This window comes from Allorhizobium undicola ORS 992 = ATCC 700741, from assembly GCF_000621665.1.
Classification (GTDB): Bacteria; Pseudomonadota; Alphaproteobacteria; order Rhizobiales; family Rhizobiaceae; genus Allorhizobium; species Allorhizobium undicola.
Genome location: NZ_JHXQ01000005.1, coordinates 236,785 through 261,784, shown reverse-complemented (window position 1 = coordinate 261,784; position 25,000 = coordinate 236,785). Strand labels below are relative to the sequence as shown.

Genomic DNA, 25,000 nt, shown 5'->3' with positions numbered 1-25,000 from the left:
CAACCGCCCGCGGAAAAGAGAGGTTGCCATTGCGTCCTGGAAGCCTTCGATCAGGCCTCAGGCCTCAAGCCTCAAGCCTCAGGCCTCAAGCCTCAAGCCTCAAGCCTCAAGCCTCAGGCCGCTGTTGCCGCGCCGGTAATCCACGAAACGATACGGTTGTGATCGGCATCGGCCCGCGCCACATCCGCCACCTTGCGTCCACGATTGAGAACGACGATGCGGTTGGAAACATCCATGCACAAGGGCAGATTATGCGTGACAAGCACAATCGCAAAGCCTGCTTGCGCCATGCGGCAAATGAGTTTCTCGACCATTTTGGTCTGCTCATATCCCAGGGCAGCCGTCGGTTCATCCATCAGGATCGTGCCGCCGCCGCGTTCGAAAAGCCGCACCGCCGCGCGTGAAATGGCCGTCACCTGCCGTTGGCCGCCCGACAGCATTTCCACCATGCGCTCCGGTGGGGCGGTGCGCACGCCAAGCTTGCCCAATTGCTCGCGCGAGACGGCGTGCATCCGGCGGAAGTCCACGAAACCGAATAGCGAGAGCGGAAAGGGCAGCAAGGGCTCGCGGCCAAGCTGGAGATTGGTGGAAATATCCAGGCCGTCTACGAGCGAGAGGTCCTGATAGACCATTTCCACACCAAGATCGGATGCCAGCGACGGGTTGTAGCGGCTTACAGGCTTTCCCTCGATTTCGATCGTGCCCTCTGAGGGCGCGTGCGCCCCGGACATGACCTTGAGAAGCGTGGATTTTCCGGCGCCATTATCGCCCAGCAGGCTGACGATTTCACCCGGCGCGACGTGGAAATCCACGTCATCCAACGCCTTGACATAGCCGTAATGCTTGCTGATGCCTTTGAGGGCCAAGGCTGGCCGCGTATCAATCCTGGTCATTACTTGATCCCGTCATGAACATTGATCGTTGAGATGCGAACCAGCTTGAAGGAAATGGCTTCGGTCAGATGCTTGTCCAGAAGAAGGGCGACAATCATCAGAAGCCCGGTGCTGATGGTGGCCCAGTATGGTTCGATACCGGCAATCGTCAGACCATCGGAAATGGTTCCCAGAATGAGGGCGCCAATGAGCACGCGGGGCAGGGAGCCTCTGCCGCCTTGCAGCGAAACGCCGGCAAGCGCAATGGCCGTCAGGGCCAGGAAGATGACGCCGGGATTTGCGCTTGGGGATGCCTCGCCGATGACGGCCATGTTCATGATGCCGCCAATCGCGGCCAGGGCGCCGGACAAGATGAAGCCAAGCAGGCGATAGCGCCGCTCCGGCAGGCCCGCGCGGCGGACCGCTTCTGCATTGCCGCCCACCGCCCGCATACGGATGCCGGCGCGGGTGTAGCGAAGGAAGACCGTCAGCAGGGCAAAGAGGAAAACGACGATGTACGCATGGGAAGGAATGCCGAAATAGCGAGCCGATCCCATGAATTCCAGCTGGAACAGGCCGTAGATGGAATAACCGTTCACCACCTTGGTCGCCAGGCCGCCGGTGACGGACAGCGTCCCGATCGTCACGACGAGCGGGTTTAGCCCCTGAAGCACGATCCAGCCGTTGACGTAGCCGCAGAACGCCCCGACCATGACGCCCAGAACCAGAGAAACGGGCACGCTCATGCCAAAATTCTGCATGAGGGCAGCCGTCACGCAGGAGGCAAGCGCGGCAACACCGGGCAATGAAAGGTCGATAGCGCCAGCGAACAGTCCAACCGTCATGGCGGCAGCGAAAACCGCCGTGACCGAAGAAGCGCTGACAATCAGCATCGCATTGTCAAGCGTTGCAAAATAAGGCGCGTTCCAGACCGAAAAGCCAAGAAGAAGGACAAACCACAGCACCACAATGCCCTGATCGCGCAAAAAGGCCAGAGCCTGCACATCGCGGGGCAGTTTGCCCTCGCCGGAACGCCCTGAAACTGCGGGCGCCGCCACTTGCTTTCCACTCATGGTAACAACCTCACTTCGTTACTTTGACAGGGATTTCCAGCATGGGGCCGGGCAGCGCGGGATCCTGCATCAACGTCTGCAACGTCTTGAAATTCTGTGCGGCATCGCCCTGGAAATCGAAGCCGACAATTGCAAAGATCCGGCCCGCCTTCAGTCCATCGCGCACTTCCTGCGCGCCGCCACCGGCCACGACGCAGACCGGCTTCTTTCCGGCAACTTCGAAGGCCTTGAGGGCGCCAAGTGCGTTTTCGTCATTGGATGCATAAACAGCGGTCGCATCCGGGTTCGCCTGCAACATCTGGGCGGTTTTCTGCTGGCTTTCCGCCCGGTCGCGGCTGTCGGTCTTTGCAACGATCTGCGTCTTGGGGGCGTCGTTCGCCAGTGCCGTCGTGGCTGCCTTGTCGGTCAGTTCCGCCGCCTTGTTGGCGGCACTGTCGCCAAAGAAGAGAACCTTGGCCTGCCCGCCTGATTTTTCATTGATGCATTTGGCAAGTTCTGCGCCCAAAGTGCCGCCATAAACCGAATAGTTGATGTCGGAAAACGCAATGCCCGGCTGCGGTCCGTTCATGCCATAGGCTTCAGGCCGGCCCGACACCACCATGGCCACCCGCTTTTTCATGGCTGATTGAAGAACGCCCCGCAAGGCGGAGGTTCTGATGGCCAGCGCCCAGGCGCCCGTGACCTTGCCCGTCTCGATGACCTGCGACAATTGCTGGGCCTGCCGGGCCGGATCGGCCTTCGGATCAAGAGAGCTGTAGGAAATGCCAGCTTCCTGACTGAAATGCTCGATTGCCGAGGACAAGTCCTTCATCGCGGGAATATCAAGGGAAAAGGGCGAAAACACCAGCGACTGCCCCTGCGCAAAGGCGCTTGTCGAAACCATGACGGTCAATGCGGCCGACATGGCCGTTTTCACAAGATTTTTCATGTAATCCTCCCAGATTTCAATGTCGCAGATCCCGACATTCTGAAACATCGGCAATCAGACGATCGCTGCTTTCAGCAAAAGCCGACGCAAGGTCGCTTCCAAATTCTGCTGCAAACGCTCCATCCACAAAGCAGTAACCGGCCTCCACCGTGGGCTGCTTTTCAACTTGACGTTAGCAACTTCCGTCGGGGCGAAAAAATTGAAAGTTCGGGTCGCTCATTATTGATGCGGTGAATATGCGTTGCCCTGAACATATAAAGTCCGGCTTGTTGCCGAGGGCATCACGCCATGCAGCAGGTCTGCGCCGCCACGCAAACATGCTCTGTCCCCATCCTCAGAGACGCTCACGCATATCTCCCGAAGCTTTCGTGCTGGAGGTGGCGCCATTGCGTGGATGCATAGGCTTCGATTTCCTTGCCCAGCCAATCAAGGCAGGCGTCTTCCTCAGCATATTTTCCCCATTGCAGGACGAGCGTGTTGGGCAGGACGTCGATTGGCAGCGGCAGCCTGACCAGCCCCAGCGCCTCGCAATATTGATGGGCAAGCGAGGAGGGCAGGGTGCCAATCCAGCCAGACCCCTTGACCATCCATGGAACCGCCCCGTGGTTATAAACCTTCACGCCAGCGGTCAGCGGCCCGTGCCGTTGTTCTATGGCGGCGCGATCGGCCGAGGTCTTGCGCTGCGGCCCCAGTTCCAGAATGACGTGGGTGGCCTTCAAATAGGATTCTGCCGTCAGACCCTCGGCGACCAGCGGGTTTTGCGGATCGACAAGGCAATCGAATCCTTCTCTGTAAAGCTCGATCATCGGGTGATCGGAAGAGGCATATTGGCGCGGCATCATCAGGAAATCGATCCTGCCCTGAGCCAGCCAGGCATGGGGAGGGTCTTCGATGGGGCGGGCAACAAAACGAATGCCCGGCGCTTTTTGCCCGATATGGCGCGTCAGCCGCCGAAAGAATGTCTGCGTCATGACGTCGGACATCATGCATTGCACTTCCCGTTCCTGCTGCGAGGGGTCGAAGGCATGGGGGACCAGAATGCGCATGTCGATCTTGCGCAAGACCTCGCGCACTTCATCATGCAGAATGCGGGCCCGATCGGTCATCATCATGCGTTGCCCCACACGAACCAGCAATTCGTCGCCAAGGGCATCGCGCAAGCGCGTCAGGGCATTGCTCATGGCCGCCTGGGACAAATGAACCCGTTCGGCTGCCCGCGTCACCGAGCATTCGTCCAGCAAGGCCTCAAGCGCCACCAGCAGATTGAGGTCGATCCGGCGAAATTTCATATTTCCTCCTCGCTTCAACTTTGAGGCGCCTCCTTCGGTTTCTCCTCCCCGAAGTCCGCCATCATGCCAAGGCGTGGAAGATGCTCACGCATCCTCCCCTTGACTGCCTTTCGTCTATCTCAATCGTATCAGTGTGTTGAGACGGCCGAAAAAGGAATGCCAAGAGTCACGTTAAATGACACCTGGGGTAAAGGTAAAAATCATCATCAGCGCTCCAAGCCGTTGACCACAGTACAGGACGCTACGGTTTTGCGTGTGGTTTACCCCCCTCTGTCCTGCCGGACATCTCCCCCTCAAGGGGGGAGATCGGCAAGATCAAGGCCCTGCCTAAATTCCTGAAAAAGGCCGTCACCACACCTATTCATTGAAGAATGGCGCTTTATCCGTATTGCAATCTCCCCCCTTGAGGGGGAGATGCCTGGCAAGGCAGAGGGGGGTAGGCCACCCGGCATTCCTCAGCGTCGTGTACTGTGGCCGTGGACTCGCAGGCGCTGCCTATTTCGTCCACTACAGCGCCGTGCGTTTTATCAAACGCACGGCGCTGTAACGCTTTAAATCTGCTGCATAATTTTCACCTTAAATCGATTCCGATTTAAGGAATTATGCAGTAGCCTATTCTCGTATGAATTCAAAATCCGAGGTTGCATCCGGGGTGCCGGTCATTTGCGCCGTGTCGAGTTTTCCGGCCACGAAGGAAAAGGCTTCAGCCTTGGTGCCCAGCGCGTCCCAGAGGGAAAGCGCCTTGTCTTTCGAGGCGCTTGCAATCCAGCGGGCGCTATGGCTGGCAACTTCGGTTGCATAGATGGTTCCGGCTGGAATATTGGCAAAATCGCCGGGTCTCAGCTCATGCGGCTGTCCATTCAACGTCAGACGCAGCGTGCCTTGCAACACATAAAGGGTCAGATGCGCCTGACCATGACGGCAGGCAGGCATGGCCGCGCCCTGGCCAGCCTCGATGGTCCGCATGTCGAGGCTGCCTTCGCTTGCCTTTGGCGACAAGACCTGTGTGACGAGGTGGCCGCCAGCCCGAATGCGATCGCCATATCCCGATTGCAGGATGTAAGACTTTGCCTCGTGCGGCAAAACCCGGTCCTCGTCATCTCCATTGGTGATCGGCGCATAGTCCTGTTCGGGGACGCGCATGATCCGATATTTCTGCATACTCGGACCCATGCGCGAAAAATCGAAGGGGTCGTTTTCGCCAGGCATCGCAGCGCCCGTCCAGGGCATACCGGCGGATTCGAAAAAGCCTTCCCAGCCGCCGGGAGCCACCACGCCGAAAAACTGGGTGTGCGGCGCGACGGATTGGTAGGAATGCACGTCATAGGGTTTCACATAGGCAAAATCGCCATCCGTCAGCACGCGCGATATGCCATTGGCCCAGATCCGCAAGCGCCCGCGGATGCAAAACCAGGTGTCGTGTTCCTTCTCGTGAAAATGAAGCGGAATGGCCTGTCTGTCCAAAGTTGCATCGCACACCATGGCGCCAAAGCCGCCATTGGTTTGCGCCGTGCCTGCCAGAACACGCACGATCTGCCCTGCCACCACGAAGGTTTCGCCTTGTCCCTCGCGCAGAATGTAAGGCACGGCCTTGGCGGGAAGCCTGAAGGTGCTATCATATTGATCCATTTTTGATTTTCCTAAAAATATAGTTATGGCTTCATTTCGGCTGTGTAGGTGAGGCCTTTCAGACTTCATCCACGATGCGATTGGTCAAAATCCCGATATTGTCGATCTCGACCTCGACCGTATCGCCCGGCTTCATCCACAGCGGCGGATTGCGCTTGGCGCCAACGCCGCCCGGTGTGCCTGAAACGATGACATCGCCAGCCTCAAGCCCGGTGAAGCTGGAGCAATATTCAATCTGGCGCTGAATATCGAAAATCATGTGGCTGAACAGTGCTTCCTGCACCACCTGACCGTTGAGGCGCGTTTGCAGACGAAGGGAATCGAGCGGTCCCATCTCATCCGGCGTTACCATCCAGGGGCCGAAAGCGCCGGTATCGGGAAAATTCTTGCCCGGCGTGAACTGATGCGTGTGGCGCTGAAAATCGCGAATGCTGCCGTCATTGTAGCAGGCATAACCCGCCACATGGCTCAAGGCGTCTTCCCGCGAGATATACCGGCCGGGCCTGGAAATAATGACGGCCAGCTCCCCTTCGAAATCCAGTTCCGTGGAAACTTTCGGCCGAATGATGGGTTGGAGATGCCCCGTCTGGCTATTGGCGTAGCGCGCAAAAATCGTCGGGTTTTCCACCTCGCTGCGGCCGGTTTCCTTGCGATGGGTTTCGTAGTTCAGACCAACGCACAGAATTTTGGGCGGGTTGGGGATGACGGGCAGCCATTCCACCTGATCCAGGCTGACGGCCGCTGCCGAATTTGCAGCCTCCTCAACACCGGCAAGGCCTGCGGCAATGGCGGCCTTCAGATCGGCATAGGTCTTTTGAAGCACGAGGCCTGCATCGTAAAAATGCTGGTCCTTGACCACGCCCCAGGTGAGCCTTTGTCCGAGACGAACGGTTGAAAGCTTCATGATGGTCTCCTTGATCGGTCTATGAGTGGCGATGCGTTTTCGCAAGCATCGCGCCATGCGGGGAAAATGTGTTCAGGGTCGCCAAGCGCCTGATGCTGTGCTCCGGCTGAATGAGGGTAAAGGCGGCGGCCGCGCCGATGATCTGCACGATGGCCGTGCAAAGCATGGCGTGGGCGTAGCCAAGCGAGAGGTGGTCTGGGCCAGCACCTTGGACCAGCAGGCCGGTGACGGCATTGGATACCAGCCCGGAGATGGCATTGGCGGAATAGATCACCACGATCAGCGGTCCCACCACCATGCCGAATTCACGGGGAGAAAGGTTCAGCTCCTGCATCATCGGAACGGCCGAGAGGCCAAAGACGATCTTGTCGAAAAAATTCAACGTCTGAAAGAGAAACAGGAAGAGAAGAACGGCATAAGGCTGCCATGCCCATTTCAACGCATCGTTTGCACCCTTTGTCATCTTTTCCTCCCGATGACCGATACCAAGGCAGGAAGATGCGCACGCATCTTCAGCTTGAACACATTTCGCCAGTTTGTGGCACGGGGCTGCGGCCTCCCGCCCGCGGACCGTGCTAACTATTTGTTTCTACTCATTTTAGACGGAAAACCGGCTTCCACTTTTCCTGAAAATGCTCTAAAGAACCGCGAAAGCCTCCCGGACCAGATCGCCAATCGCGGCTTGCGACTTTGCCGCGCCGAACACGTAATGATCGGGCCGCACCAGCGCTGCCGAAGCGCCGGTTTTATCGAACCATTGCGCCATCACGCCATCGCGCTCGGGCAATGCGGCCACGCTTTGCGCATCGGCTGCGGGGGAAATGGCGAGAACTGCAATGTCCTGCGGCAAAGCCAGTGCCTGTTTCACCGCATCGGCGTTTAGAACCCGGCCATCGAGCACCAGGCGCCAGACAGGGCCGGTCAGCTTGTCCAGAAGAACCTCCTTGCCATCCTGCAAGATCACGGGCTGGGGAAAGAGCAGGCCTCGCGCTGCCACGCCTTCATTGGCAATCAGGCCGGTTTCGAGCGGGGGCACAATATCCTGCCGCGTGACCACCAGTGGTTTGCCGCCGCCATCGGCCAGAAGTTTGCGATCTCTTGCGGCGGCGGCCTGCGGGTCACGCTCGCAAATGGCCTGACCGATCGCCTTGATCTTGCCGGTCAGTGTCTCGACATGTCGCTTGCGCTCCACCGTATAGCTGTCGAGCAAATGTTCGCCGGACTGGCCTTTCAGGATCCTGTCCAGGCGCCAGACGAGGTTGCTCACATCGCGCAGGCCCTGGCACATGCCCTGGCCAATGAAGGGTGGTTGCTGATGGGCGGCATCGCCTGCGATGACAACCCGCCCTTTGCGCCAGTCATCGGCCACCAGTGCATGGAAACGATAGGAGGCCGCACGCCACAACTCACCCTCCTCGGGCGTCAGCCAGGGGGCGAGCAATTTCCACACATTGTCCGGCTTTTGCATGTCCTGCGGATTTTCGCCCTCCAGCAGCATGATTTCCCAGCGCCGGTGATTGTTCGGGCCGATGACATAGCTTGTGGGCCGGGCCGGGTTGCAGAATTGCGCCGATGTCTGTGGCAGTTTCTCCAGATATTGCGGATGGACCCGGACATCCACCACCAGCCATGGCTCGTCGAAGACCAGATCTTCCAGCTTGATCCCCACCAGTTCCCGGACGGTGCTGGAGGCGCCGTCGCAGCCGATGACATATTTGGCTTTCACCTGAAAAGCCGCCCCATCGGCGTCCTTCAGGCTTGCCAGCACGTGGTCGTCCTGCTGTTGCAGATCGGCAAGGGAGACGCCAAGCCGGATTGTCAGATTGTCAAACCCGGCGGCGTGATCGCGAAGGGCCGCCTCCACGGGAGGCTGGGTGAAGACCATGCTGGGCGTATAGCCAAGCGGATAGGGCGGCGAGACCATATCGACGCGCCGGATCAACTGGCCGTCAGCGCCAAAATGTTGCGAGGCGGTGAAAGGCTCGATGAAGGGCAGAACCTTGTCGGCAATGCCCATATTGTCGAAATGCCGCAGGATTTCATGGTCGAGCGCGATGGCGCGCGGCTTGTCATAGACATCCGTCAGCCGGTCGATCACCAGAACCGAATGGCCGCGCGCGGCCAGCATGGCCGAGGCTACGGCACCGGCCGGGCCGAAACCCACGATCAGGACATCATGGAAGGGCAGGGAAGAGCGAACTGTCATTGGTATGGATTCCGTCGTTGGCACGAAAGCTGCGCATCATTTCCCATTGGTCTTGGAAACCGGGGGTCTTGGAAACCGGGGGTCTTAAAAACCGGGGGTCTTGAAAACCGGGCGCGCGCCATGTTCGTGGATGTTGGAAGGATTACGGTGCGGAAAAGCCGACAGCCTGCTGGGCTTTCTTGCAGGCCTCGCTTTTGGGTGGCGCAATGCCCCATTGATCGGTGCGGCCGGGCGGCCAGACCCAATCCTGCGGGCCGCCAACGCGGTAGCTCTCATCCACCTGCAAAACCTCTGCCGTATATTCGATCACCACGCCGTGCGGATCGACGAAATAGGCAAAGACATTGTCGCCCGGACCATGACGTCCCACACCCCAGCCGATGGGATAACCGGCATCGACCACCCGGCCGGAGCCGCGCATCACGGATTCGAGGTCCGGCATCTGAAAGGCAATGTGGTTCAAGCCGTTGACCGGCGCTTCGGCCAGCACCACGCTGTGGTGGTCCTGATTGCAGCACAGGAAGGCCATCATCCGGGAACGGTCGGTCAAGCGGAAGCCGAGGCTGTTGCGATAGAAGTCCGAAAGGGCTTCGATTTCGGCGGAATTGATGTTCACATGCGCAAGCCGCACCGGCACCAGCGGCGTGTGGGAAGGCTGGCGGCGCAGGTCGCCATGAACGAATTCCAGAACGCAGCCCTGCGGCTCCCGGATCACGAAACCGAAGCCGCCGGAGGGCGCCGTCAGCGCCTGTGGCGCGCGCAGGACCGTGGCCCCCGCCTCTTCGCACAGGCTGTGCAGCTTCAACAGGTCCTCCCGCGACCGTGCCCTGAAGGTGACTTTGCGCAGTTCGGCGCGGGTGCTTTGCTTCAGTTCCAGTATGTGAAAATCATCGCCGGATCCGGCAAGGAAAACCTTGTCCGCGTCCTGCTGAACGACCTGAAGGCCCCATGTTTTCGTATAGAATTCCACCGAAGCGCCAATGTCCGGCACGCCGAGTTCCACACTTCGTAATGCTTCAACAGGAAAATCATGCATTTAAAATCCTCCACGCAATTCAAACCTATTGAAGACGCTCACAGGCGAGCCGCCGCAATATTTCGTTTGAACCGCTTCCTCCTCATCCTGTTCTCATCTGCCAGGGCGTAAAGCTGCTCGCGCAGCCCCGCCGCCGGTATTCATCAAGCCGTGGCGGACGGCTCCTCCAGTCCCAGAAACCTCCTGGCGTTCCTTTCGATCAGCAGTGCCCGCACCGCTTCGTCGTCAAAGGCTTCTCTCACCTGCCGGGCGGGATCACGCTCCTGAAAATTAAAGGGGTAATCGGTGCCCAGCATGATGCGATCCGGGCCGAACACCGGCAAAAGCCGTTGCAGCATTGCATGATCGAACACCAGTGAATCGACATAGACACGCCGCGCCGTTTCCGTTGGCGGCTCGGCAAGCTGCTCTCGCAGGTCAGGAAAGACGTGATAGCCTTGTTGCAGGCGCGGCAGCAGGGCGGCAAAACTGCCGCCGCCGTGGCTGAAAGCAATTTTCAATGCGGGATGACGGGCCAGAACTCCGCCGGTAATCAGCGAGGCAAGAGCAAGCCCGATTTCCGAGGGGTAGCCCAGAACCTGCTGCAATTGCTTCGGTCCGACAAGCCGCTCCATGCCCGCCGGGCGCACCGCATGAACGAAAACAGCCGCTCCCAGGCGCTCCGCCTCGGCGAAAAACGGTAAAAACCGCGCATCGCCAATGGGCGCGCCATTGATATTGCTGCCAATTTCCACGCCACGGAAATGGCCGGTCGCCATCAGGCGCTGAAGCTCGGCAATGGCCAGATCCACATCGGCAAGTGGCACGCCGCCAAGGCCGGTAAAGCGGCCATGGCCTTCGGCCACCAGCGCTTCAATCACGTCGTTGACATGCCGGGTCAAGGTTGCGGCAGCGCCGGTTTCCAGCCAGTAGCCGAATAATTCCGGCATGGGCGATAGCGCCTGCACGGCAATGCCGGTGCTGTCCATATGCGCAATGCGCTGTTCGGCCACATAACAGGCGTGGTTGACCCTGCGATAGGGCTTGTCGTCGATCATCACCGTGACATGGCAGTCACCATCGGCAACCGTGGACGGCCAGCCGCGACTGGAAAAACCCGAGGGAAGGGCAGGAAAACGCTGCGGCACGACATGGCAATGAATATCGACGCCGCCGCAGGCGCAACGGTTTGAAAACGGGCGCGCCAGCCCCTCATGTTCCGGCCCGGCCTTTTTAAAATCCATGACGACACCTCCTCCTGCACCTTCATAATATGCACAAACTTTCCGGTAAAGGCATAATTTATAAATTTTGCGAAATGCGCGGGATGATGTATAGTTTTGGTAATTCAATGTTTTCCGGCCCGGAGCCCATGCCTGACACCACCCTGCCTTCCACCCTGGCAACCGGGATCTATGAACGGTTGCGCAACGACATCCTGGACGCCAGACTGGAACCGGGGCGCAAGTTACAGCTGCGGTTTCTTATGGAGCATTACGAGGCGGGGCAGACACCGTTGCGTGAGGCCCTCAACCGCCTGAGCCGCGAGCATCTGGTCATCAGCAAGGAGCAGCGCGGCTTTTTCGTGAAGCCCGTCAGCCTGGAAGAGCTTGCCGAATTGACCAAGACCCGCTGCTGGGTTGAGGGGATCGCCCTGCGCGAATCCATGGCCAATGCCACAGCCGAATGGGAGGAAGCGCTGATTGTTGCCCATCACCGCCTGAGCCGCACCTCGCGCTCCCTGCGGGAGGACCGGTTTGAAAGCAATCCGCAATGGGAAATGCTGCATCGTGCCTTTCACGGCCTGCTCATCAGCAATTGCGGTTCGCAGCCGCTGACGGCATTTTGCGAACAGCTGACGGACCAGCTTCAGCGCTATCGGGCGCTGTCCAGCCGCAAGGCCTTTCAGGTGCGCAAGGTGGCAGATGAACACACGCAGATTCTGAATGCCGTTCTCGAGCGCGATCTGCCGCGCGCCATGCGAATGCTGGAAGATCACTATAACAAGACGGCATCCTTTATCATTCAGGATTTTCCGCAGGCATCGCCGGGGTGATGCCTGTGCCGGGAGAAAAATGACCCCGGTTTTCGGACAGTCTCATAATTGAAAAAAAACATCGGATCGAAAATCCCGGCCACGGGTTTTCGATCCGATGTCGTCACCTGCCCCGTCAGAAATAGGCAGGATCAAGACCGCAAAAGGCATCGACGGGCGAAACGCCTTCGAAAGGCCGTTCGCCCATCATGGCTTCCAGTACGATTTTCTGCATGGCGGGATGCGCCATATAGGCATTGATATAGCCATGAACCTTGTTGGCCTCGTAGAGATGGTAGGGCCAGCCGAAGGAGATCATCAGCGTGGGCATCGTGGTCCAATGCCGTTTCATTGCCGCCTGAAACTGCCCCGTCATGGCACCCCAGTCATTGGTGATGGTTCCACGGGTCAGCAGGCATTCCTCGGCATAGACATAAAGCAGCAGGTCGCAGCCATCGGGGGTGACGGGTGTGCCCCATTCATGCTCGACCACGTCGAAGCCGGCCGTTCTGAGCATTTCGGCAAAGCGAAGGGGCAGGGGCCGCGTGGGCGATGCCGGCGGGAAGCCTACCCCGCGTGTTACCAGATAGATGCGCTGATAGCGTGCGGGCGTGACCGGCAGAAGCCCTTCGGCGGCCTTGACCAGCGTGGGCGCGCGTTCCAGAATGGCGGTAATGGCGCGCTGGTCGGCCTGAACGTCACGGGGGGCGGGCAGGCTTTTGCCGCGATGCAGGCCAAGGGCGGCCTTGAAGGCCAGCTGCCGGCGGATGGCTTCATCGAGCCGGGCAAGCGGCAGGCGGCCATCGTCCACCGCCCTTGCAATGGCATCGACATCGGCAGCGAGGGCCTTGGAATCGAGGATCACATCGCAACCGGCGTTCAACACCGCGACCACAAGTTCGTCGCGCGGCAGCAGTCCGGCGATTCCGGCCATGGCCGTGGCATCGGAAACGATAATACCCTTGAAGCCGAGACGGCCACGCAGGAGGTTTTCGTTCAGTCTTGCGTTCAGTGTTGCCGGCAGAAAGGCGTCCGGCCCCTCTACGCCTTCGACCTCACGCATATAGGATGGCAGCGCGATATGAGCGGGCATTACCGCCATGACGCCCGCCTCTATGGCCGAACGGTAGAGACTGCCGAACTGCGCCTCCCAATCGGCGAAAGACAGCGGATTGACCGTGGTGACGAGGTGCTGGTCCCGTTCATCATAGCCTTCGCCGGGCCAGTGCTTCACCGTCGCCGCCGTGCCGGCATTCTGGAGCCCCTTGAGCATGGCCAGCGCGTGCGCGCGTACTTTTTCGAGATCCGAGCCATAGCTGCGCGTGCCGACAATGGATGAGCGGAAGGCGACGTTGAGATCGATGGCGGGCGTAAAACTCCAGCGCAGACCCAGTTCCGCGGCTTCCCGAGCCATTGCCCCGGCGGCCTTTTCCGTCGCATCCGGATCGTTGGCGGCAGCCAGAGCCATCGGCACCGGCGACGGCGTTGCTCCTGCGGGCGTTGTGGTGGAGCCCTCGAGATCGGTGGAGAAAATGACGGGAACGGTAAAGCGGCTATTGATCTCTTCAAGCTGCGACCGTTCCTGTTCGACGCTTCCGCCCGACATGCGGGTGAAGAAGCCGGGCTGAAGATCGCCAAGGGATGCAAGATCAATCGTCGGTCCGACGGTCATGACGTTGAAGACCAGGGCGGCTTTGGCGCGTGTATCGAGCGCGGCGAATTTCTCCTGTGCCCAGGCCTGCGCCTCGCCATCGAGATGGAACGGCGCCGAGGAAAATTCCGTAAAATATTGCGTCATTTGATGTTTGCCTCCCTTGGCGCAGATCCGGCCACGGGAGCCGGACATATGCCAAATATCCTTCCACGGCAGTGATAATAAGCTGAAGGCCAGGTCGGAAATTGATATTGCGATTGGCTATTCATTCAGCCCGTCAATGATGCGGGCGAAACACCCTCGTAAGAGCGCTTTCAAAAAAGTGACCTTCCGCCGCCTGTCTCTCCCCCAGGTCTGATTTGAGGCGCTGCACAAAGCTGAGGCATTTGCCTTTTCCGCGATGCCGCGAAAATGGCGTTCGAACGTGCGGGAGCTGCGGGGGCTCTTGTCTGTACCTTAAAATCTCTATATATATCAATATCATAAAAGAAAAATTCGAAACTGGCACGGCTGTTGCTTGTTGAGTGACGTCCACGGTCAACGGCGATCGCAGGGCGGATGAGCGCCACCTCAGGCGCAGATAACCATCAGACAATGACGTCGCAGGCTCCCTGCTGTCCGGCACCTCCCGCCAGGACATTGCAGCATGGCACGCGGCGTTTTTTGTTTTTACCGATCTCCATCATAAAAAGAGGGGCAAGAAGGCTATGACCAAGACCACTACGGCAAGCATCGGCCGTCGCCAGGTTCTCAAGCTCGGCTCGGCCGCGGCGCTTGCAAGTGCTGCCCGGCTGGCGTTTCCATCCGGGGCATTCGCCGCCAGTGCCGGGCCGGAAGTTTCCGGCGTCAAGCTCGGCTTCATCGCCCTCACCGATGCCGCACCGCTGATCATCGCCAAGGAAAAGGGATATTTCGACAAATACGGGATGACAGGGGTCGAGGTCCTGAAACAGGCCTCCTGGGGCGCAACCCGCGACAATCTGGTTCTTGGCGGCGAGGCCAACGGTATCGATGGCGCCCATATCCTGACGCCGATGCCCTATCTCATGCAAACCGGCAAGGTAACGCAGAACAACGTGCCGGTTCCCATGTCGATCGTCGCCCGGCTCAATCTCGACAGCCAGGGTATTTCGGTTGCCAAAGACTATGCGGGAACGGGCGTTGGCCTGGATGCCTCCCGGCTCAAGGATGCCTTCGCGGCCAAAAAGGCGGCAGGCGGGGAGATCAAGGTCGCCATGACGTTTCCGGGTGGCACGCACGATCTGTGGATCCGCTATTGGCTTGCCGCAGGCGGCATCGATCCGGACAAGGACGTTTCCACCATCGTCGTGCCGCCACCGCAGATGGTCGCCAACATGAAGGTCGGCAATATGGATGCCTTCTGTGTCGGGGAACCGTGGAACGAGCAACTGGTCAATCAGGGCATTGGCTTTACCGCCTGCACCACGGGCGAATTGTGGAAGGGGCATCCGGAAAAGGCGCTTGGTCTGCGCACCGCCTGGATCGAGAAAAACCCGAATGCGACGTGCGCCCTGATGATGGCCGTGATGGAAGCCCAGATCTGGGCCGACAAGATGGAAAACAAGGAGGAGATGTCGGCTATTCTCGGCAAGCGCCAATGGTTCAACGTTCCGCCGAAGGATGTTGCAGGCCGTCTCAAGGGCACCATCAACTACGGCAATGGCCGCCTTGCCGAAAACACCGGGCTTGAAATGAAGTTCTGGAAGGACCACGCCTCCTATCCCTTCAAGAGTCACGACGCCTGGTTCCTCACCGAAAATATCCGCTGGGGCAGGTTTGCCGCCGATACCGATGTCAAGGCGCTGGTGGACAAGGTCAACCGAGAGGACATCTGGCGCGCCGCTGCCGCCGATCTTGGCATTGCCAAAGCCGATATGCCTGCCTCCCCGTCGCGTGGCCGCGAAACCTTCTTCGACGGCAAGGTCTTCGATCCGGACAATCCGAAAGCCTATCTCGACAGCCTGGCGATCAAGGCCGGCGCGTAAACCGGCGCTTGCGATCCGGCAGACCGGCCAAGTGCCCGTATGCCCGCAAAACATCCAACAGCAACCGTCCAGGAGGACCACAGCATGACCGCAACGATGCGCAAGGTCGATCCGCCGGAACAGGCGATAGCGCAGGCGGCATCCGGCAAAGCCACGACCGTCGTGATGATGGCAAAGCGCCCGGCCCGCACATTCCATATCCAGGCCAGGCTGGCCACCCTCTGTCGCACCGTCCTGCCACCGCTTGCGGTCTTCGTGGCGCTGCTGGCCATCTGGCAGGTCGCCTGCTCCCGTCCGGGGGCGACGCTGCCACCGCCCTCGCAGGTCTGGGCCGACAGTTACGACCTGATTGCCTATCCCTTCTTCGATCATGGCTCGCAGGATATAGGCCTTGCCTGGCGGGTGCTGGTGTCGCTGGAGCGGGTTGCGATCGGCTTTGGTCTTGCCGCCGTTGCGGGCATTTTCCTTGGCGCCGTCGTCGGCCAGTCGGTCTGGGCCATGCGTGGCCTCGACCCGATCTTCCAGATCCTGCGCACGGTTCCGCCGCTCGCCTGGCTGCCGTTGTCGCTGGCGGCCTTCCAGAACTCCAACCCCTCGGCGATCTTCGTCATCTTCATCACCTCCATCTGGCCGGTCATCATCAACACCGCCGTCGGCGTGCGCAACATTCCCGAAGACTACCGCAACATCGCCCGCGTGTTGCGTCTCAACCCGCTGGAATTCTTCATCCGCATCATGGTGCCGGCCGCCGCGCCTTACATCTTCACCGGCCTTCGCATCGGCATCGGCCTGTCCTGGCTTGCCATTGTTGCAGCCGAAATGCTCACCGGCGGTGTCGGCATCGGCTTTTTCATCTGGGATGCGTGGAACTCCTCGCGTCTTACCGACATCATCGTGGCGCTCGCCTATATCGGTGTTACCGGCTTCATTCTCGACAAGCTGGTCGCCATGCTTGGCAATGTCATCACCCGCGGCACCGCCAGGAACTGAGGAGAGCGACCATGAACGCCTATCTCAAGATCGACCATGTCGATAAAAGCTTCGAACGCGGTGGCCAGAAGACCGAGGTTCTGAAGGATGTGACGCTGACCATCGGCAAGGGCGAGTTCGTTTCGATCATCGGCCATTCCGGCTGCGGCAAGTCCACGCTACTCAACCTGATTGCCGGTCTGACACGGGTCTCGGCCGGTGCCGTCCTGCTTGAGAATGCAGAGGTCAACGCGCCCGGCCCGGAACGTGCCGTCGTTTTCCAGAACCATTCTCTTCTGCCCTGGCTGTCGGTTTATGAAAATGTCAGTCTGGCGGTCTCCAAGGTATTTGCGGGCAGGAAGACCAAGGCAGAAAAGCATGACTGGGTGATGCGCAATCTCGACCTCGTGCAGATGGGCCATGCGAAAGACAAGCGCCCCTCCGAAATCTCGGGCGGTATGAAGCAGCGTGTCGGCATTGCCCGGGCGCTGGCCATGGAGCCGAAAATCCTGTTGCTGGACGAACCTTTCGGGGCGCTCGACGCGCTGACCCGCGCGCATTTGCAGGATGCCGTGATGGAAATCCATGCCCGGCTCGGCAATACCATGGTCATGATCACCCACGACGTCGATGAAGCCGTGCTTTTGTCAGACCGCATCGTAATGATGACCAATGGCCCCGCCGCGCGTATCGGCGAAGTTCTCGATGTGCCGATCCCGCGCCCGCGCCACCGTATCGCGCTTGCCGCCGACCGCACCTACCTCAAATCCCGTGAAGCCGTGCTGAAGTTCCTCTATGAACGCCACCGCTTCGTCGAAGCCGCGGAGTAAGATCAATGGCTGAAAAACTCATCATCATTGGCAATGGCATGGCGCCCGGACGTATGCTGGAAGAGCTTTTCGAGAAGGCAGGGGGCCTTTTCGATGTCACGATCTTCAACGCCGAACCGCGCGTCAATTACGATCGCATCATGCTTTCGCCGGTGCTGTCGGGCGAGAAGGCTTACGAAGACATCATCATTCACAATGACGATTGGTATGCCGCCCACGGCGTGACCCTGCACAAGGGCGCCAGGGTGACGGGGATCGACCGCCATGCGAAAACCGTGACCTCGCAGAACGGCATCACGGCATCCTACGACAAGCTCGTCATCGCCACGGGGTCGCTGCCCTTTATCATTCCGGTTCCCGGTCACGGGCTGGAAGGTGTTCTGGCCTATCGCGATCTCGACGATGTCGAGAAGATGCTTGCGATAGCCGAAGGCAAGGGACGGGCGATCGTCATCGGTGCGGGGCTGCTCGGTCTGGAGGCAGCTTACGGGCTGAAGCGTCAGGGCATGGACGTGACCGTCATTCACCTCATGCCGACGATCATGGAACGCCAGCTCGATCCTGCTGCCGCCTATCTTCTCGAAAAGGCATTGACCGAACGGGGTATCGAGATCATCACCAGGGCCAATACGCGGCAGATCCTCGGCACGCACAAGGTCGAGGGCATCGAGCTTGAGGATGGCCGGATCATTTCGGGCGACTTGGTCGTGATGGCTGCGGGTATCCGGCCTGCCTCGCAGCTTGCCAGGGACGCCGGTCTTGCCGTCAACCGCGGCATCGTGGTCGATGACGGCATGATGACTTCGGACCCCAATATCTTTGCGCTCGGGGAATGCGCCGAGCACCGCGGCACCTGTTATGGGCTGGTTGCGCCGCTTTACGAGGCCGCCCGCGTTCTCGCCGACCGGCTGACCGGCGGCAATGCCGAATATCATGGCTCCGTCGTCAACACGAAGCTCAAGGTCACGGGCATCAATCTTTTTTCCGCCGGAGACTTCGCCGAAGCGCCCGACCGCGAGGAAATCGTGCTGCGTGACGCGGCAGCCGGCATCTACAAGCGGCTGGTGCTGAAGGACAACAGGATCCTGGGCGCCGTCCTCTACGGCGAAACCGCCGATGGCTCATGGTTCTTCGATCTGATGAAGCGCGGAACCGACATCTCGCAGATGCGCGATACCCTGATTTTCGGCCAGTCCTACCAGGGAGGAGCGCCGCTGGACCCTATGGCGGCCGTTGCAGCCTTGCCGGATGATGCGGAAATCTGCGGCTGCAACGGCGTTTGCAAGGGCAAGATCACCGCGGCCATCACGGCCAAGGGCCTGACAACGCTGGATGGCGTGCGCGCCCATACCAAGGCGTCGGCCTCCTGCGGCAACTGCACCGGGCTGGTCGAGCAATTGATGTCGCTCACGCTGGGGGATGCCTATAATCCCGCTGCCGTCACGCCCATGTGTACCTGCACCGAACTCGGCCATGACGACGTGCGGCGTCTGATCAAGGCCAAGGAACTGAAGACAATCCCGGCAGTGATGCAGGAGCTGGAGTGGAAAACCTCCTGCGGCTGCGCGAAATGCCGTCCGGCTCTCAACTACTATCTCGTCTGCGACTGGCCGGACGAATATGCCGACGACTACCAGTCGCGCTTCGTCAATGAGCGGGTCCATGCCAATATCCAGAAGGATGGCACCTATTCCGTAGTGCCGCGCATGTGGGGCGGTGTCACCAGCGCCGCCGAGCTGCGGGCCATTGCCGATGTCGTTGACAAATTCGAAATTCCCATGGTGAAAGTCACCGGCGGCCAGCGTATCGACCTGCTCGGCATCGAGAAGGAAGATCTGCCGGCTGTCTGGGCCGATCTCGGCAAGGCCGGTTTTGTGTCGGGCCAGGCTTACGCAAAGGGATTGCGCACGGTGAAGACCTGTGTCGGCTCGGACTGGTGCCGCTTCGGCACGCAGGACTCCACCGGGCTTGGCATCCGCATCGAGAAATTCATGTGGGGTTCGTGGACGCCTGCCAAGCTCAAGCTTGCCGTTTCGGGCTGTCCGCGCAACTGCGCCGAAGCGACCTGCAAGGACATCGGCGTGATCTGCGTCGATTCCGGCTTCGAGATCCATTTCGCCGGTGCCGCCGGTCTCGACATCAAGGGAACGGAGGTTCTGGGTCTGGTCAAAAGCGAGGACGAGGCGCTGGAACACATCGTGGCGCTCACCCAGATGTATCGCGAGCAGGGCCGCTACCTGGAGCGCATCTACAAATGGGCAAAACGGGTCGGCCATGACGAGATCCGCCGCCAGATCATGGAGGATAGCGGCAAGCGCCGCGCCTATTACGACCGCTTCGTCTTTTCCCAGAGATTTGCGCAGGTCGATCCCTGGTCGGAGCGCGTCTCCGGCAAGGACAAGCACGAGTTCAAGCCGATGGCGACTATCGGTTACAATCAGGCGGCGGAGTAAGGCGATGAACGAAAACTGGTTTGCAATCGGCACGATAGACGACATTCCTCTGCGTGGTGCGCGCTGCGTGAGGACGCCGCAAGGCAAGATCGGCGTGTTTCGCACCGCCGAAAACGAGGTCTTCGCCATCGAGGATCACTGCCCCCACAAGGGCGGCCCGCTGACGGAAGGAATCGTGCATGGCAAGGCGGTCACTTGTCCGCTGCACAACTGGGTCATCTCGCTCGAAACCGGCCTGGCGCTCGGGGCGGATGAGGGGGCGGTGAAGACCATTCCGATCCGCAATGTCGAGGGTCAGCTGTCCATCATGCTCGAAAGCATGTTGGTCGCGGCCGAATAGGCGGGACGGAGGCACGCCCATGGCCTGTGAAACCAGAACGACCTGCCCCTATTGCGGCGTGGGCTGCGGCGTGATCGCCGCTGTCGGCGAAGCAGGAGAGGTTAGCGTGCGGGGAGATCCGGATCACCCCGCCAATTACGGCAGACTTTGCTCCAAGGGCTCGGCCCTTGCCGAAACACTGGGCCTTGAGGGGCGTGCGCTTTATCCTGAAGTGGATGGATGCCGGGTTGGTTGGGATGAGGCGCTCGATCGCGTCGCCTCGACCTTTCAGCGCACCGTCGCCGAACATGGTCCCGATTCCGTTGCATTCTACGTCTCTGGCCAATTGCTGACGGAGGATTACTATGTCGCCAACAAGCTGATGAAGGGCTTCATCGGCTCGGCCAATATCGACACCAATTCCCGTCTGTGCATGGCGTCATCGGTTGCCGGGCACCGCCGCGCCTTCGGTGCCGATACCGTTCCTGCCTGTTACGAAGACCTGGAGCTTGCCGATCTGGTGGTGCTGGCCGGTTCCAACATGGCCTGGTGCCATCCGGTCCTCTATCAGCGCCTTGCTGCCGCCAAGGCCAGCCGCCCTGCCATGAAGGTCGTGGTCATCGATCCGCGCCGCACCGCCACCAGCGATATTGCCGACCTCCATCTGCCGGTCCGCGCCGATGGCGACATCGCGCTCTTCAATGGCCTGCTCGCACATCTGGCCAGAACCGGCGCGATCGACGAGAACTATGTCGGCGAACACACAAGCGGCTTCTCGCAGGCGCTGCTGGCGGCCTCGCAAGCCAGCATGGCCGAATTGTCCGAGGCGACCGGGGTTTCTGGCATGGTGCTCCGCCAGTTCTTCACGCTCTTCGCCGAGACGCGGAAGGTTGTCACCTGTTACAGTCAGGGGATCAATCAGTCCGCTGTCGGAACCGACAAGGTAAACGCCATTTTGAACTGCCATCTGGCGACAGGCCGCATCGGCCGCCCCGGCATGGGACCACTGTCCCTGACGGGCCAGCCAAATGCCATGGGGGGGCGCGAGGTTGGCGGGCTGGCCAACATGCTGGCGGCGCATATGGCAATCGAGAATCCGCTCCACCGCGCGCGCGTCCAGCGCTTCTGGAACGCGCCTGCCATTGCCGAGCGCTCCGGCCTCAAGGCGGTGGAGATGTTTCAGGCCGTCGCGGATGGCCGGATCAAGGCGATCTGGATCATATCGACCAATCCCGTGGTGTCTATGCCCGATGCCGATGCGGTGAAGGCCGCCCTCATGGCCTGTCCGTTCGTAGTGGTCTCCGACATGCAGAAAGAAACCGACACTGCACGTCTTGCCCATGTCCTGCTGCCCTCCAGCGGCTGGGGCGAGAAATCCGGGACAGTCACCAATTCAGAACGCCGCATTTCCAGGCAGCGGGCTTTTCTTGGCGCTGTCGGCGAGGCGCGCCCCGACTGGTGGCAACTGGCAGAAGCGGGCAAGCGCATGGGCTTTGCGGCGCAATTTGCCTATCGCGGCCCGGCCGACATCTATGCCGAACACGCCGCCCTTTCGGCCTTCGAAAACCACGGCGAGCGCGATTTCGATATTGGCGCCCATGCGGGAATCGATGAGCCAGCCTATGATGGCCTTGCGCCATTCCAGTGGCCCCTGCGTGAGGATGGATCGTCGCAGGCGCGGTTCTTTGCCGATGGCGGCTTTTCCACTGCGGATCGGCGGGCGCGTTTCGTGCCGGTTTCCGCGCCTGTGCCGGGGGAGGCGGATCAAGCCTATCCGTTCATCCTCAATACCGGCCGTATCCGCGATCACTGGCACACGATGACGCGGACCGGCAAGAGTGCGCGGCTTTCCGCGCATATCGCCGAGCCTTTCTGTGAAATCCACCCCGCCGATGCGGCAAAAGCGGGCATCGGCGATGCCGATCTCGTCCGGCTCGAGGCGGTTAACGGCCGGTCGATCATCATACGGGCGCTGCTGAGCGAAAGGCAGATGCGGGGCTCGGTTTTCGTTCCCATGCACTGGACGGGAGAAACAGCCCCAAGCGCGCGTGTCGATACGCTGGTCTCTTCCCGCACCGATCCGCTCTCCGGTCAGCCGGCTTTGAAAATGTCGGGCGTTTGCGTTGTCCGCCACGGGGCTCATGCCCATGGCTTTCTTGTGTCGGCAAAACGACCGGACGATCTTCCCTTCGAATACTGGGCGATTGCCAGAACCGAAGGCGGCTATCGGGTGGAATTTGCGGGTAATCCACCCATGGACGGTTGGGAAAACTGGCTCCGGCGCAGCGTGCTGCCTGACGAGCAGACGCAGATTTCTTCCTATGTTGACGGACGTGCCGGTGAACATCGCCTGCTGGCCTTCCAGGCAGACAGGCTGCTTGCGGGCCTCTTCGTTTCGCCGCATCCCGTTTCGGTTTCCCGGCAATGGGCGGCGGATCAACTGCGACAAAACCATCCGTCGCCTCAGGCCCGCTCCAGGCTCTTCGCCGGCCGGCCCGCAGCCGGTGCACCAGACAAAGGCGCCATCGTCTGCTCCTGCTTTTCCGTCGGTGTCAATGAAATCAACGCGGCAGCTCATCGCGGCTGCCGCTCGGTCGAAACGATCGGAACCAGACTGAACGCCGGAACAAACTGCGGCTCCTGCCGCCCTGAAATCCGAAGGATCCTCCAGGCAATCCAACCCCTCGTCGCCGAATAATGGACGCCGCCACACATCTCGCCCGCCCATGACATGTGGGCATCAGGCCAGCGATAATATCAGAACACGCGCCAGTACGGCGGACAAATCAACGATTGGAGCGCTTTATGGGGAATTGGCTGGGGAACCTGGATTCGAACCAAGATTAACGGAGTCAGAGTCCGTCGTTCTACCATTGAACTATTCCCCAGCAGGGGTAGCCGTTTTGGGCTGACGGGCGGCTTATAACCAATGTTTTGAAAAATGCAAACAGGTTTTTTATCTTTTTTCACAGCCTCCCGTTTGCGCTGCGGCCGGCGCCAATATTGCTTTTAAAAAGCATTTGGAGATGGCCTTTTGTGCTGCTACAATTTTGCCAACGAAAATCGAAGGGCGCCTGCTGCATGCCGTAATGGCCTTGCGCGGCGCGATGGAAAGCGAACGTGGTAGATCCCGGCAGCGGCGAGCATTCGCCAGTCTCGGGGGCGTCGAAGGAAGGCCGTGCGGAGCAGAAGGGCTCACGGCGCGGCAGGGGAAAGCGCAAGGGGCACAAGTCGCCCTTGCAGGCATCGCCCGTTTCCGAGCAGCGGGGGGTGCAGCCTCCCGTGGAACGACGTCTCGTGAGTGACGAACAACAGGCGCCTCAGCGTAAACGCAAGCGTCGCAGAAAGAATCGCGGACAGGCTTCGGGCGATGTTCAGGCTGTGAAGTCTGTTGCGCAGGATGTCGTGACATCTGGGGCTGGTGCGGTTGGCGCGCCTGCTGCGAACCCGCACAAGGGCGGCAAGCGCCGCCGAAGAGGTCAGGGCAAGCAATCGGCGCAGGTGCGGCCTCTCGCCCCTGGTCGTGCGGTGGACGCCGCCAGAGAGCCAGGCCATGCGTCTTCTCATTTACGGCAGGCTGCCGGCAAGGGAGGGGGGCTGCGGCATGGGCAAGCCAAGGCGTCAGCCCAGAACGGGTCTCTTGTCCGGGGCGGGCAGGGGCGACAGGCGCGCGCGGAGGATGTGGCCCATGGCGACAAAGGCCGCCATGCCTTCGAGGTCTCGCACCGGGCTCAGCGATTTTCTGGCGAGCAGGGCGATGATTATTATGCCGCTCTCGACCTCGGTACAAACAATTGCCGTTTGCTGATTGCCCAGCCAACCCGGCCGGGGCAATTCAGGGTGGTCGATGCCTTTTCACGCATCGTTCGGCTGGGTGAAGGGCTCGGCGCCAGCGGCAGGCTCTCGCAGGATGCGATGGATCGCGCTGTCGAGGCGCTGAAGGTTTGTGCCTCCAAGCTTTCCGGGCTCAATATTCGCCGCAAGCGGCTGATTGCAACGGAAGCCTGCCGGGCGGCGGAAAACGGTGAGGCTTTTCTGGCCCGCGTGCGTCAGGAAACGGGGCTGGAGCTTGAAATCATCAACCGTGAAACCGAGGCCCGGCTTGCCGTTTCGGGGTGTGCTTCGCTTGTCGGGCGCGAGACGCGCTCCATCGTTCTCTTCGATATTGGCGGCGGGTCGTCCGAGATCGCGGTGATCCGCATCGACGACAATCGCTCGGCCCGGCTTGCCAATCACATTACCCACTGGACATCGCTGCCGGTTGGTGTGGTGACGCTTTCCGAACGTCACGGCGGGCGCGATGTCACGCCCGATGTGTTCGAAGCGATGACGGCGGAGGTTGCGGCGATGCTTTCGGCCTTCGATTGCCCGCCCATTGCTTCTGCCGCCGGGGAAGATGATTTCCACCTGATCGGCACCTCCGGCACGGTAACGACGCTGGCGGGCGTGCATCTCGATCTGCCGCGTTATGACCGCCGCCGGGTCGATGGCCTGTGGCTTACGGACGCGGAAGTGTCTGCCATGCAGGCGAAGCTTTTGTCCTGGGATTATCAAAGCCGTGCCGCCAATCCGTGTATCGGTCCGGATCGGGCCGATCTGGTGCTGGCGGGCTGCGCCATTCTCGAAGCCATTCGCCGCCGCTGGCCCTCCAGCCGGATGCGCGTTGCCGATCGCGGGCTGCGGGAAGGCCTGCTGACGGATATGATGGCAGATGATGGCGTGTGGCGAAGAAACCGGCAGCGCCGCCAGATGCAAAAGGACCACAGGGACCACAAGGATCGGGGTGGCAAGGACCATGACCCCCGGCGGAGCTGATAC

At 60.3% G+C, this 25,000-nt stretch carries 19 protein-coding genes and 1 tRNA gene; 8 read left to right on the top strand and 12 right to left on the bottom strand.

Annotated elements, in window-relative coordinates; translation table 11 throughout:
* Positions 1 to 113: 113 nt before the first annotated feature.
* The 10 genes from T424_RS0108275 to T424_RS0108225 form a co-directional block, all read right to left on the bottom strand.
* Complete coding sequence (locus T424_RS0108275) at positions 114 to 893, bottom strand: ATP-binding cassette domain-containing protein (protein WP_027487316.1); 780 nt, start codon at positions 891 to 893, stop codon at positions 114 to 116.
* Positions 893 to 1,945 carry an ABC transporter permease gene (locus T424_RS0108270; RefSeq protein ID WP_084268434.1) on the bottom strand — a complete coding sequence of 351 codons (1,053 nt, stop codon included), beginning with the start codon at positions 1,943 to 1,945 and terminating at the stop codon, positions 893 to 895. Before T424_RS0108270 ends, T424_RS0108275 begins: the two co-directional genes overlap by 1 nt.
* A 10-nt stretch (positions 1,946 to 1,955) precedes the next feature.
* On the bottom strand, positions 1,956 to 2,873 hold the full coding sequence (locus T424_RS0108265; RefSeq protein WP_161712546.1) for a sugar ABC transporter substrate-binding protein: 918 nt from the start codon (positions 2,871 to 2,873) through the stop codon (positions 1,956 to 1,958).
* Positions 2,874 to 3,217: 344 nt separating this feature from the next.
* Positions 3,218 to 4,162: a LysR family transcriptional regulator gene (locus tag T424_RS21730; protein ID WP_051558860.1), complete on the bottom strand. Its 945-nt coding sequence runs from the start codon at positions 4,160 to 4,162 to the stop codon at positions 3,218 to 3,220.
* A gap of 612 nt (positions 4,163 to 4,774) precedes the next feature.
* Positions 4,775 to 5,791: a cupin domain-containing protein gene (locus T424_RS0108255; RefSeq protein WP_027487313.1), complete on the bottom strand. Its 1,017-nt coding sequence runs from the start codon at positions 5,789 to 5,791 to the stop codon at positions 4,775 to 4,777.
* Positions 5,792 to 5,849: 58 nt separating this feature from the next.
* The gene (locus T424_RS0108250; RefSeq protein ID WP_027487312.1) at positions 5,850 to 6,695 is read right to left on the bottom strand and encodes a fumarylacetoacetate hydrolase family protein; all 846 of its coding nucleotides are present in this window, start codon (positions 6,693 to 6,695) and stop codon (positions 5,850 to 5,852) included.
* 19 nt (positions 6,696 to 6,714) lie between these two features.
* Entirely contained in the window at positions 6,715 to 7,158 is a 444-nt protein-coding gene (locus tag T424_RS0108245; RefSeq protein ID WP_027487311.1) for a hypothetical protein, read from the bottom strand.
* A 174-nt stretch (positions 7,159 to 7,332) separates the two neighbouring features.
* A complete protein-coding gene (locus T424_RS0108240) occupies positions 7,333 to 8,901 on the bottom strand; it encodes a bifunctional 3-(3-hydroxy-phenyl)propionate/3-hydroxycinnamic acid hydroxylase (protein WP_027487310.1) in 1,569 nt (522 codons plus the stop codon).
* A 142-nt stretch (positions 8,902 to 9,043) separates the two neighbouring features.
* Positions 9,044 to 9,937 (bottom strand): VOC family protein, encoded by an 894-nt coding sequence (locus T424_RS0108235; protein ID WP_027487309.1) that lies wholly within the window; start codon positions 9,935 to 9,937, stop codon positions 9,044 to 9,046.
* A 143-nt stretch (positions 9,938 to 10,080) separates the two neighbouring features.
* The gene (locus tag T424_RS0108225; protein WP_051558859.1) at positions 10,081 to 11,160 is read right to left on the bottom strand and encodes an amidohydrolase family protein; all 1,080 of its coding nucleotides are present in this window, start codon (positions 11,158 to 11,160) and stop codon (positions 10,081 to 10,083) included.
* A 128-nt stretch (positions 11,161 to 11,288) separates the two neighbouring features.
* On the opposite strand from T424_RS0108225, the gene T424_RS0108220 reads away from it, so the two are divergent.
* On the top strand, positions 11,289 to 11,972 hold the full coding sequence (locus tag T424_RS0108220) for a GntR family transcriptional regulator (protein ID WP_027487307.1): 684 nt from the start codon (positions 11,289 to 11,291) through the stop codon (positions 11,970 to 11,972).
* Between the two features lie 115 nt (positions 11,973 to 12,087).
* Here T424_RS0108220 and T424_RS0108215 read toward each other — a convergent pair whose 3' ends face one another.
* Positions 12,088 to 13,749, bottom strand: coding sequence for a glycoside hydrolase family 3 protein (locus tag T424_RS0108215; RefSeq protein WP_027487306.1), 1,662 nt, complete (start codon positions 13,747 to 13,749; stop codon positions 12,088 to 12,090).
* Between the two features lie 563 nt (positions 13,750 to 14,312).
* Between T424_RS0108215 and T424_RS0108210 the strand changes: the two genes are divergently transcribed.
* The 6 genes from T424_RS0108210 (at position 14,313) to T424_RS0108185 (ending at position 22,880) form a co-directional block, all read left to right on the top strand.
* Positions 14,313 to 15,611, top strand: coding sequence for a CmpA/NrtA family ABC transporter substrate-binding protein (locus tag T424_RS0108210; RefSeq protein WP_027487305.1), 1,299 nt, complete (start codon positions 14,313 to 14,315; stop codon positions 15,609 to 15,611).
* An 84-nt stretch (positions 15,612 to 15,695) separates the two neighbouring features.
* Complete coding sequence (gene ntrB, locus T424_RS0108205; RefSeq protein ID WP_027487304.1) at positions 15,696 to 16,601, top strand: nitrate ABC transporter permease; 906 nt, start codon at positions 15,696 to 15,698, stop codon at positions 16,599 to 16,601.
* A gap of 11 nt (positions 16,602 to 16,612) precedes the next feature.
* Entirely contained in the window at positions 16,613 to 17,410 is a 798-nt protein-coding gene (locus tag T424_RS0108200; RefSeq protein ID WP_027487303.1) for an ABC transporter ATP-binding protein, read from the top strand.
* Between the two features lie 5 nt (positions 17,411 to 17,415).
* The gene (nirB, locus tag T424_RS0108195; RefSeq protein WP_027487302.1) at positions 17,416 to 19,863 is read left to right on the top strand and encodes a nitrite reductase large subunit NirB; all 2,448 of its coding nucleotides are present in this window, start codon (positions 17,416 to 17,418) and stop codon (positions 19,861 to 19,863) included.
* A gap of 4 nt (positions 19,864 to 19,867) precedes the next feature.
* Entirely contained in the window at positions 19,868 to 20,203 is a 336-nt protein-coding gene (gene nirD, locus T424_RS0108190; RefSeq protein ID WP_027487301.1) for a nitrite reductase small subunit NirD, read from the top strand.
* Positions 20,204 to 20,222: 19 nt separating this feature from the next.
* Positions 20,223 to 22,880 carry a nitrate reductase gene (locus tag T424_RS0108185; protein WP_027487300.1) on the top strand — a complete coding sequence of 886 codons (2,658 nt, stop codon included), beginning with the start codon at positions 20,223 to 20,225 and terminating at the stop codon, positions 22,878 to 22,880.
* Positions 22,881 to 22,996: 116 nt separating this feature from the next.
* Here the strand turns inward: T424_RS0108185 and T424_RS0108180 are convergent.
* A tRNA-Gln gene (locus tag T424_RS0108180) sits at positions 22,997 to 23,070 on the bottom strand.
* A 232-nt stretch (positions 23,071 to 23,302) separates the two neighbouring features.
* Between T424_RS0108180 and T424_RS20485 the strand changes: the two genes are divergently transcribed.
* Positions 23,303 to 24,997, top strand: coding sequence for a Ppx/GppA phosphatase family protein (locus T424_RS20485; protein WP_051558856.1), 1,695 nt, complete (start codon positions 23,303 to 23,305; stop codon positions 24,995 to 24,997).
* Positions 24,998 to 25,000: the final 3 nt, after the last annotated feature.

What these genes read in the sequence shown, in the direction of transcription:
- nirD (WP_027487301.1), top strand. Translation starts at nt 19,868, where the DNA reads ATGAACGAAAACTGGTTTGCAATCGGCACGATAGACGACATTCCTCTG.
- T424_RS0108215 (WP_027487306.1), bottom strand. Translation starts at nt 13,749, where the DNA reads ATGACGCAATATTTTACGGAATTTTCCTCGGCGCCGTTCCATCTCGAT.
- T424_RS0108185 (WP_027487300.1), top strand. Translation starts at nt 20,223, where the DNA reads ATGGCCTGTGAAACCAGAACGACCTGCCCCTATTGCGGCGTGGGCTGC.
- T424_RS0108250 (WP_027487312.1), bottom strand. Translation starts at nt 6,695, where the DNA reads ATGAAGCTTTCAACCGTTCGTCTCGGACAAAGGCTCACCTGGGGCGTG.
- T424_RS0108270 (WP_084268434.1), bottom strand. Translation starts at nt 1,945, where the DNA reads ATGAGTGGAAAGCAAGTGGCGGCGCCCGCAGTTTCAGGGCGTTCCGGC.
- T424_RS0108235 (WP_027487309.1), bottom strand. Translation starts at nt 9,937, where the DNA reads ATGCATGATTTTCCTGTTGAAGCATTACGAAGTGTGGAACTCGGCGTG.
- ntrB (WP_027487304.1), top strand. Translation starts at nt 15,696, where the DNA reads ATGACCGCAACGATGCGCAAGGTCGATCCGCCGGAACAGGCGATAGCG.
- T424_RS0108255 (WP_027487313.1), bottom strand. Translation starts at nt 5,791, where the DNA reads ATGGATCAATATGATAGCACCTTCAGGCTTCCCGCCAAGGCCGTGCCT.
- T424_RS0108200 (WP_027487303.1), top strand. Translation starts at nt 16,613, where the DNA reads ATGAACGCCTATCTCAAGATCGACCATGTCGATAAAAGCTTCGAACGC.
- T424_RS0108225 (WP_051558859.1), bottom strand. Translation starts at nt 11,160, where the DNA reads ATGGATTTTAAAAAGGCCGGGCCGGAACATGAGGGGCTGGCGCGCCCG.
- T424_RS21730 (WP_051558860.1), bottom strand. Translation starts at nt 4,162, where the DNA reads ATGAAATTTCGCCGGATCGACCTCAATCTGCTGGTGGCGCTTGAGGCC.
- T424_RS0108210 (WP_027487305.1), top strand. Translation starts at nt 14,313, where the DNA reads ATGACCAAGACCACTACGGCAAGCATCGGCCGTCGCCAGGTTCTCAAG.
- T424_RS0108265 (WP_161712546.1), bottom strand. Translation starts at nt 2,873, where the DNA reads ATGAAAAATCTTGTGAAAACGGCCATGTCGGCCGCATTGACCGTCATG.
- nirB (WP_027487302.1), top strand. Translation starts at nt 17,416, where the DNA reads ATGGCTGAAAAACTCATCATCATTGGCAATGGCATGGCGCCCGGACGT.
- T424_RS0108245 (WP_027487311.1), bottom strand. Translation starts at nt 7,158, where the DNA reads ATGACAAAGGGTGCAAACGATGCGTTGAAATGGGCATGGCAGCCTTAT.
- T424_RS0108220 (WP_027487307.1), top strand. Translation starts at nt 11,289, where the DNA reads ATGCCTGACACCACCCTGCCTTCCACCCTGGCAACCGGGATCTATGAA.
- T424_RS0108275 (WP_027487316.1), bottom strand. Translation starts at nt 893, where the DNA reads ATGACCAGGATTGATACGCGGCCAGCCTTGGCCCTCAAAGGCATCAGC.
- T424_RS0108240 (WP_027487310.1), bottom strand. Translation starts at nt 8,901, where the DNA reads ATGACAGTTCGCTCTTCCCTGCCCTTCCATGATGTCCTGATCGTGGGT.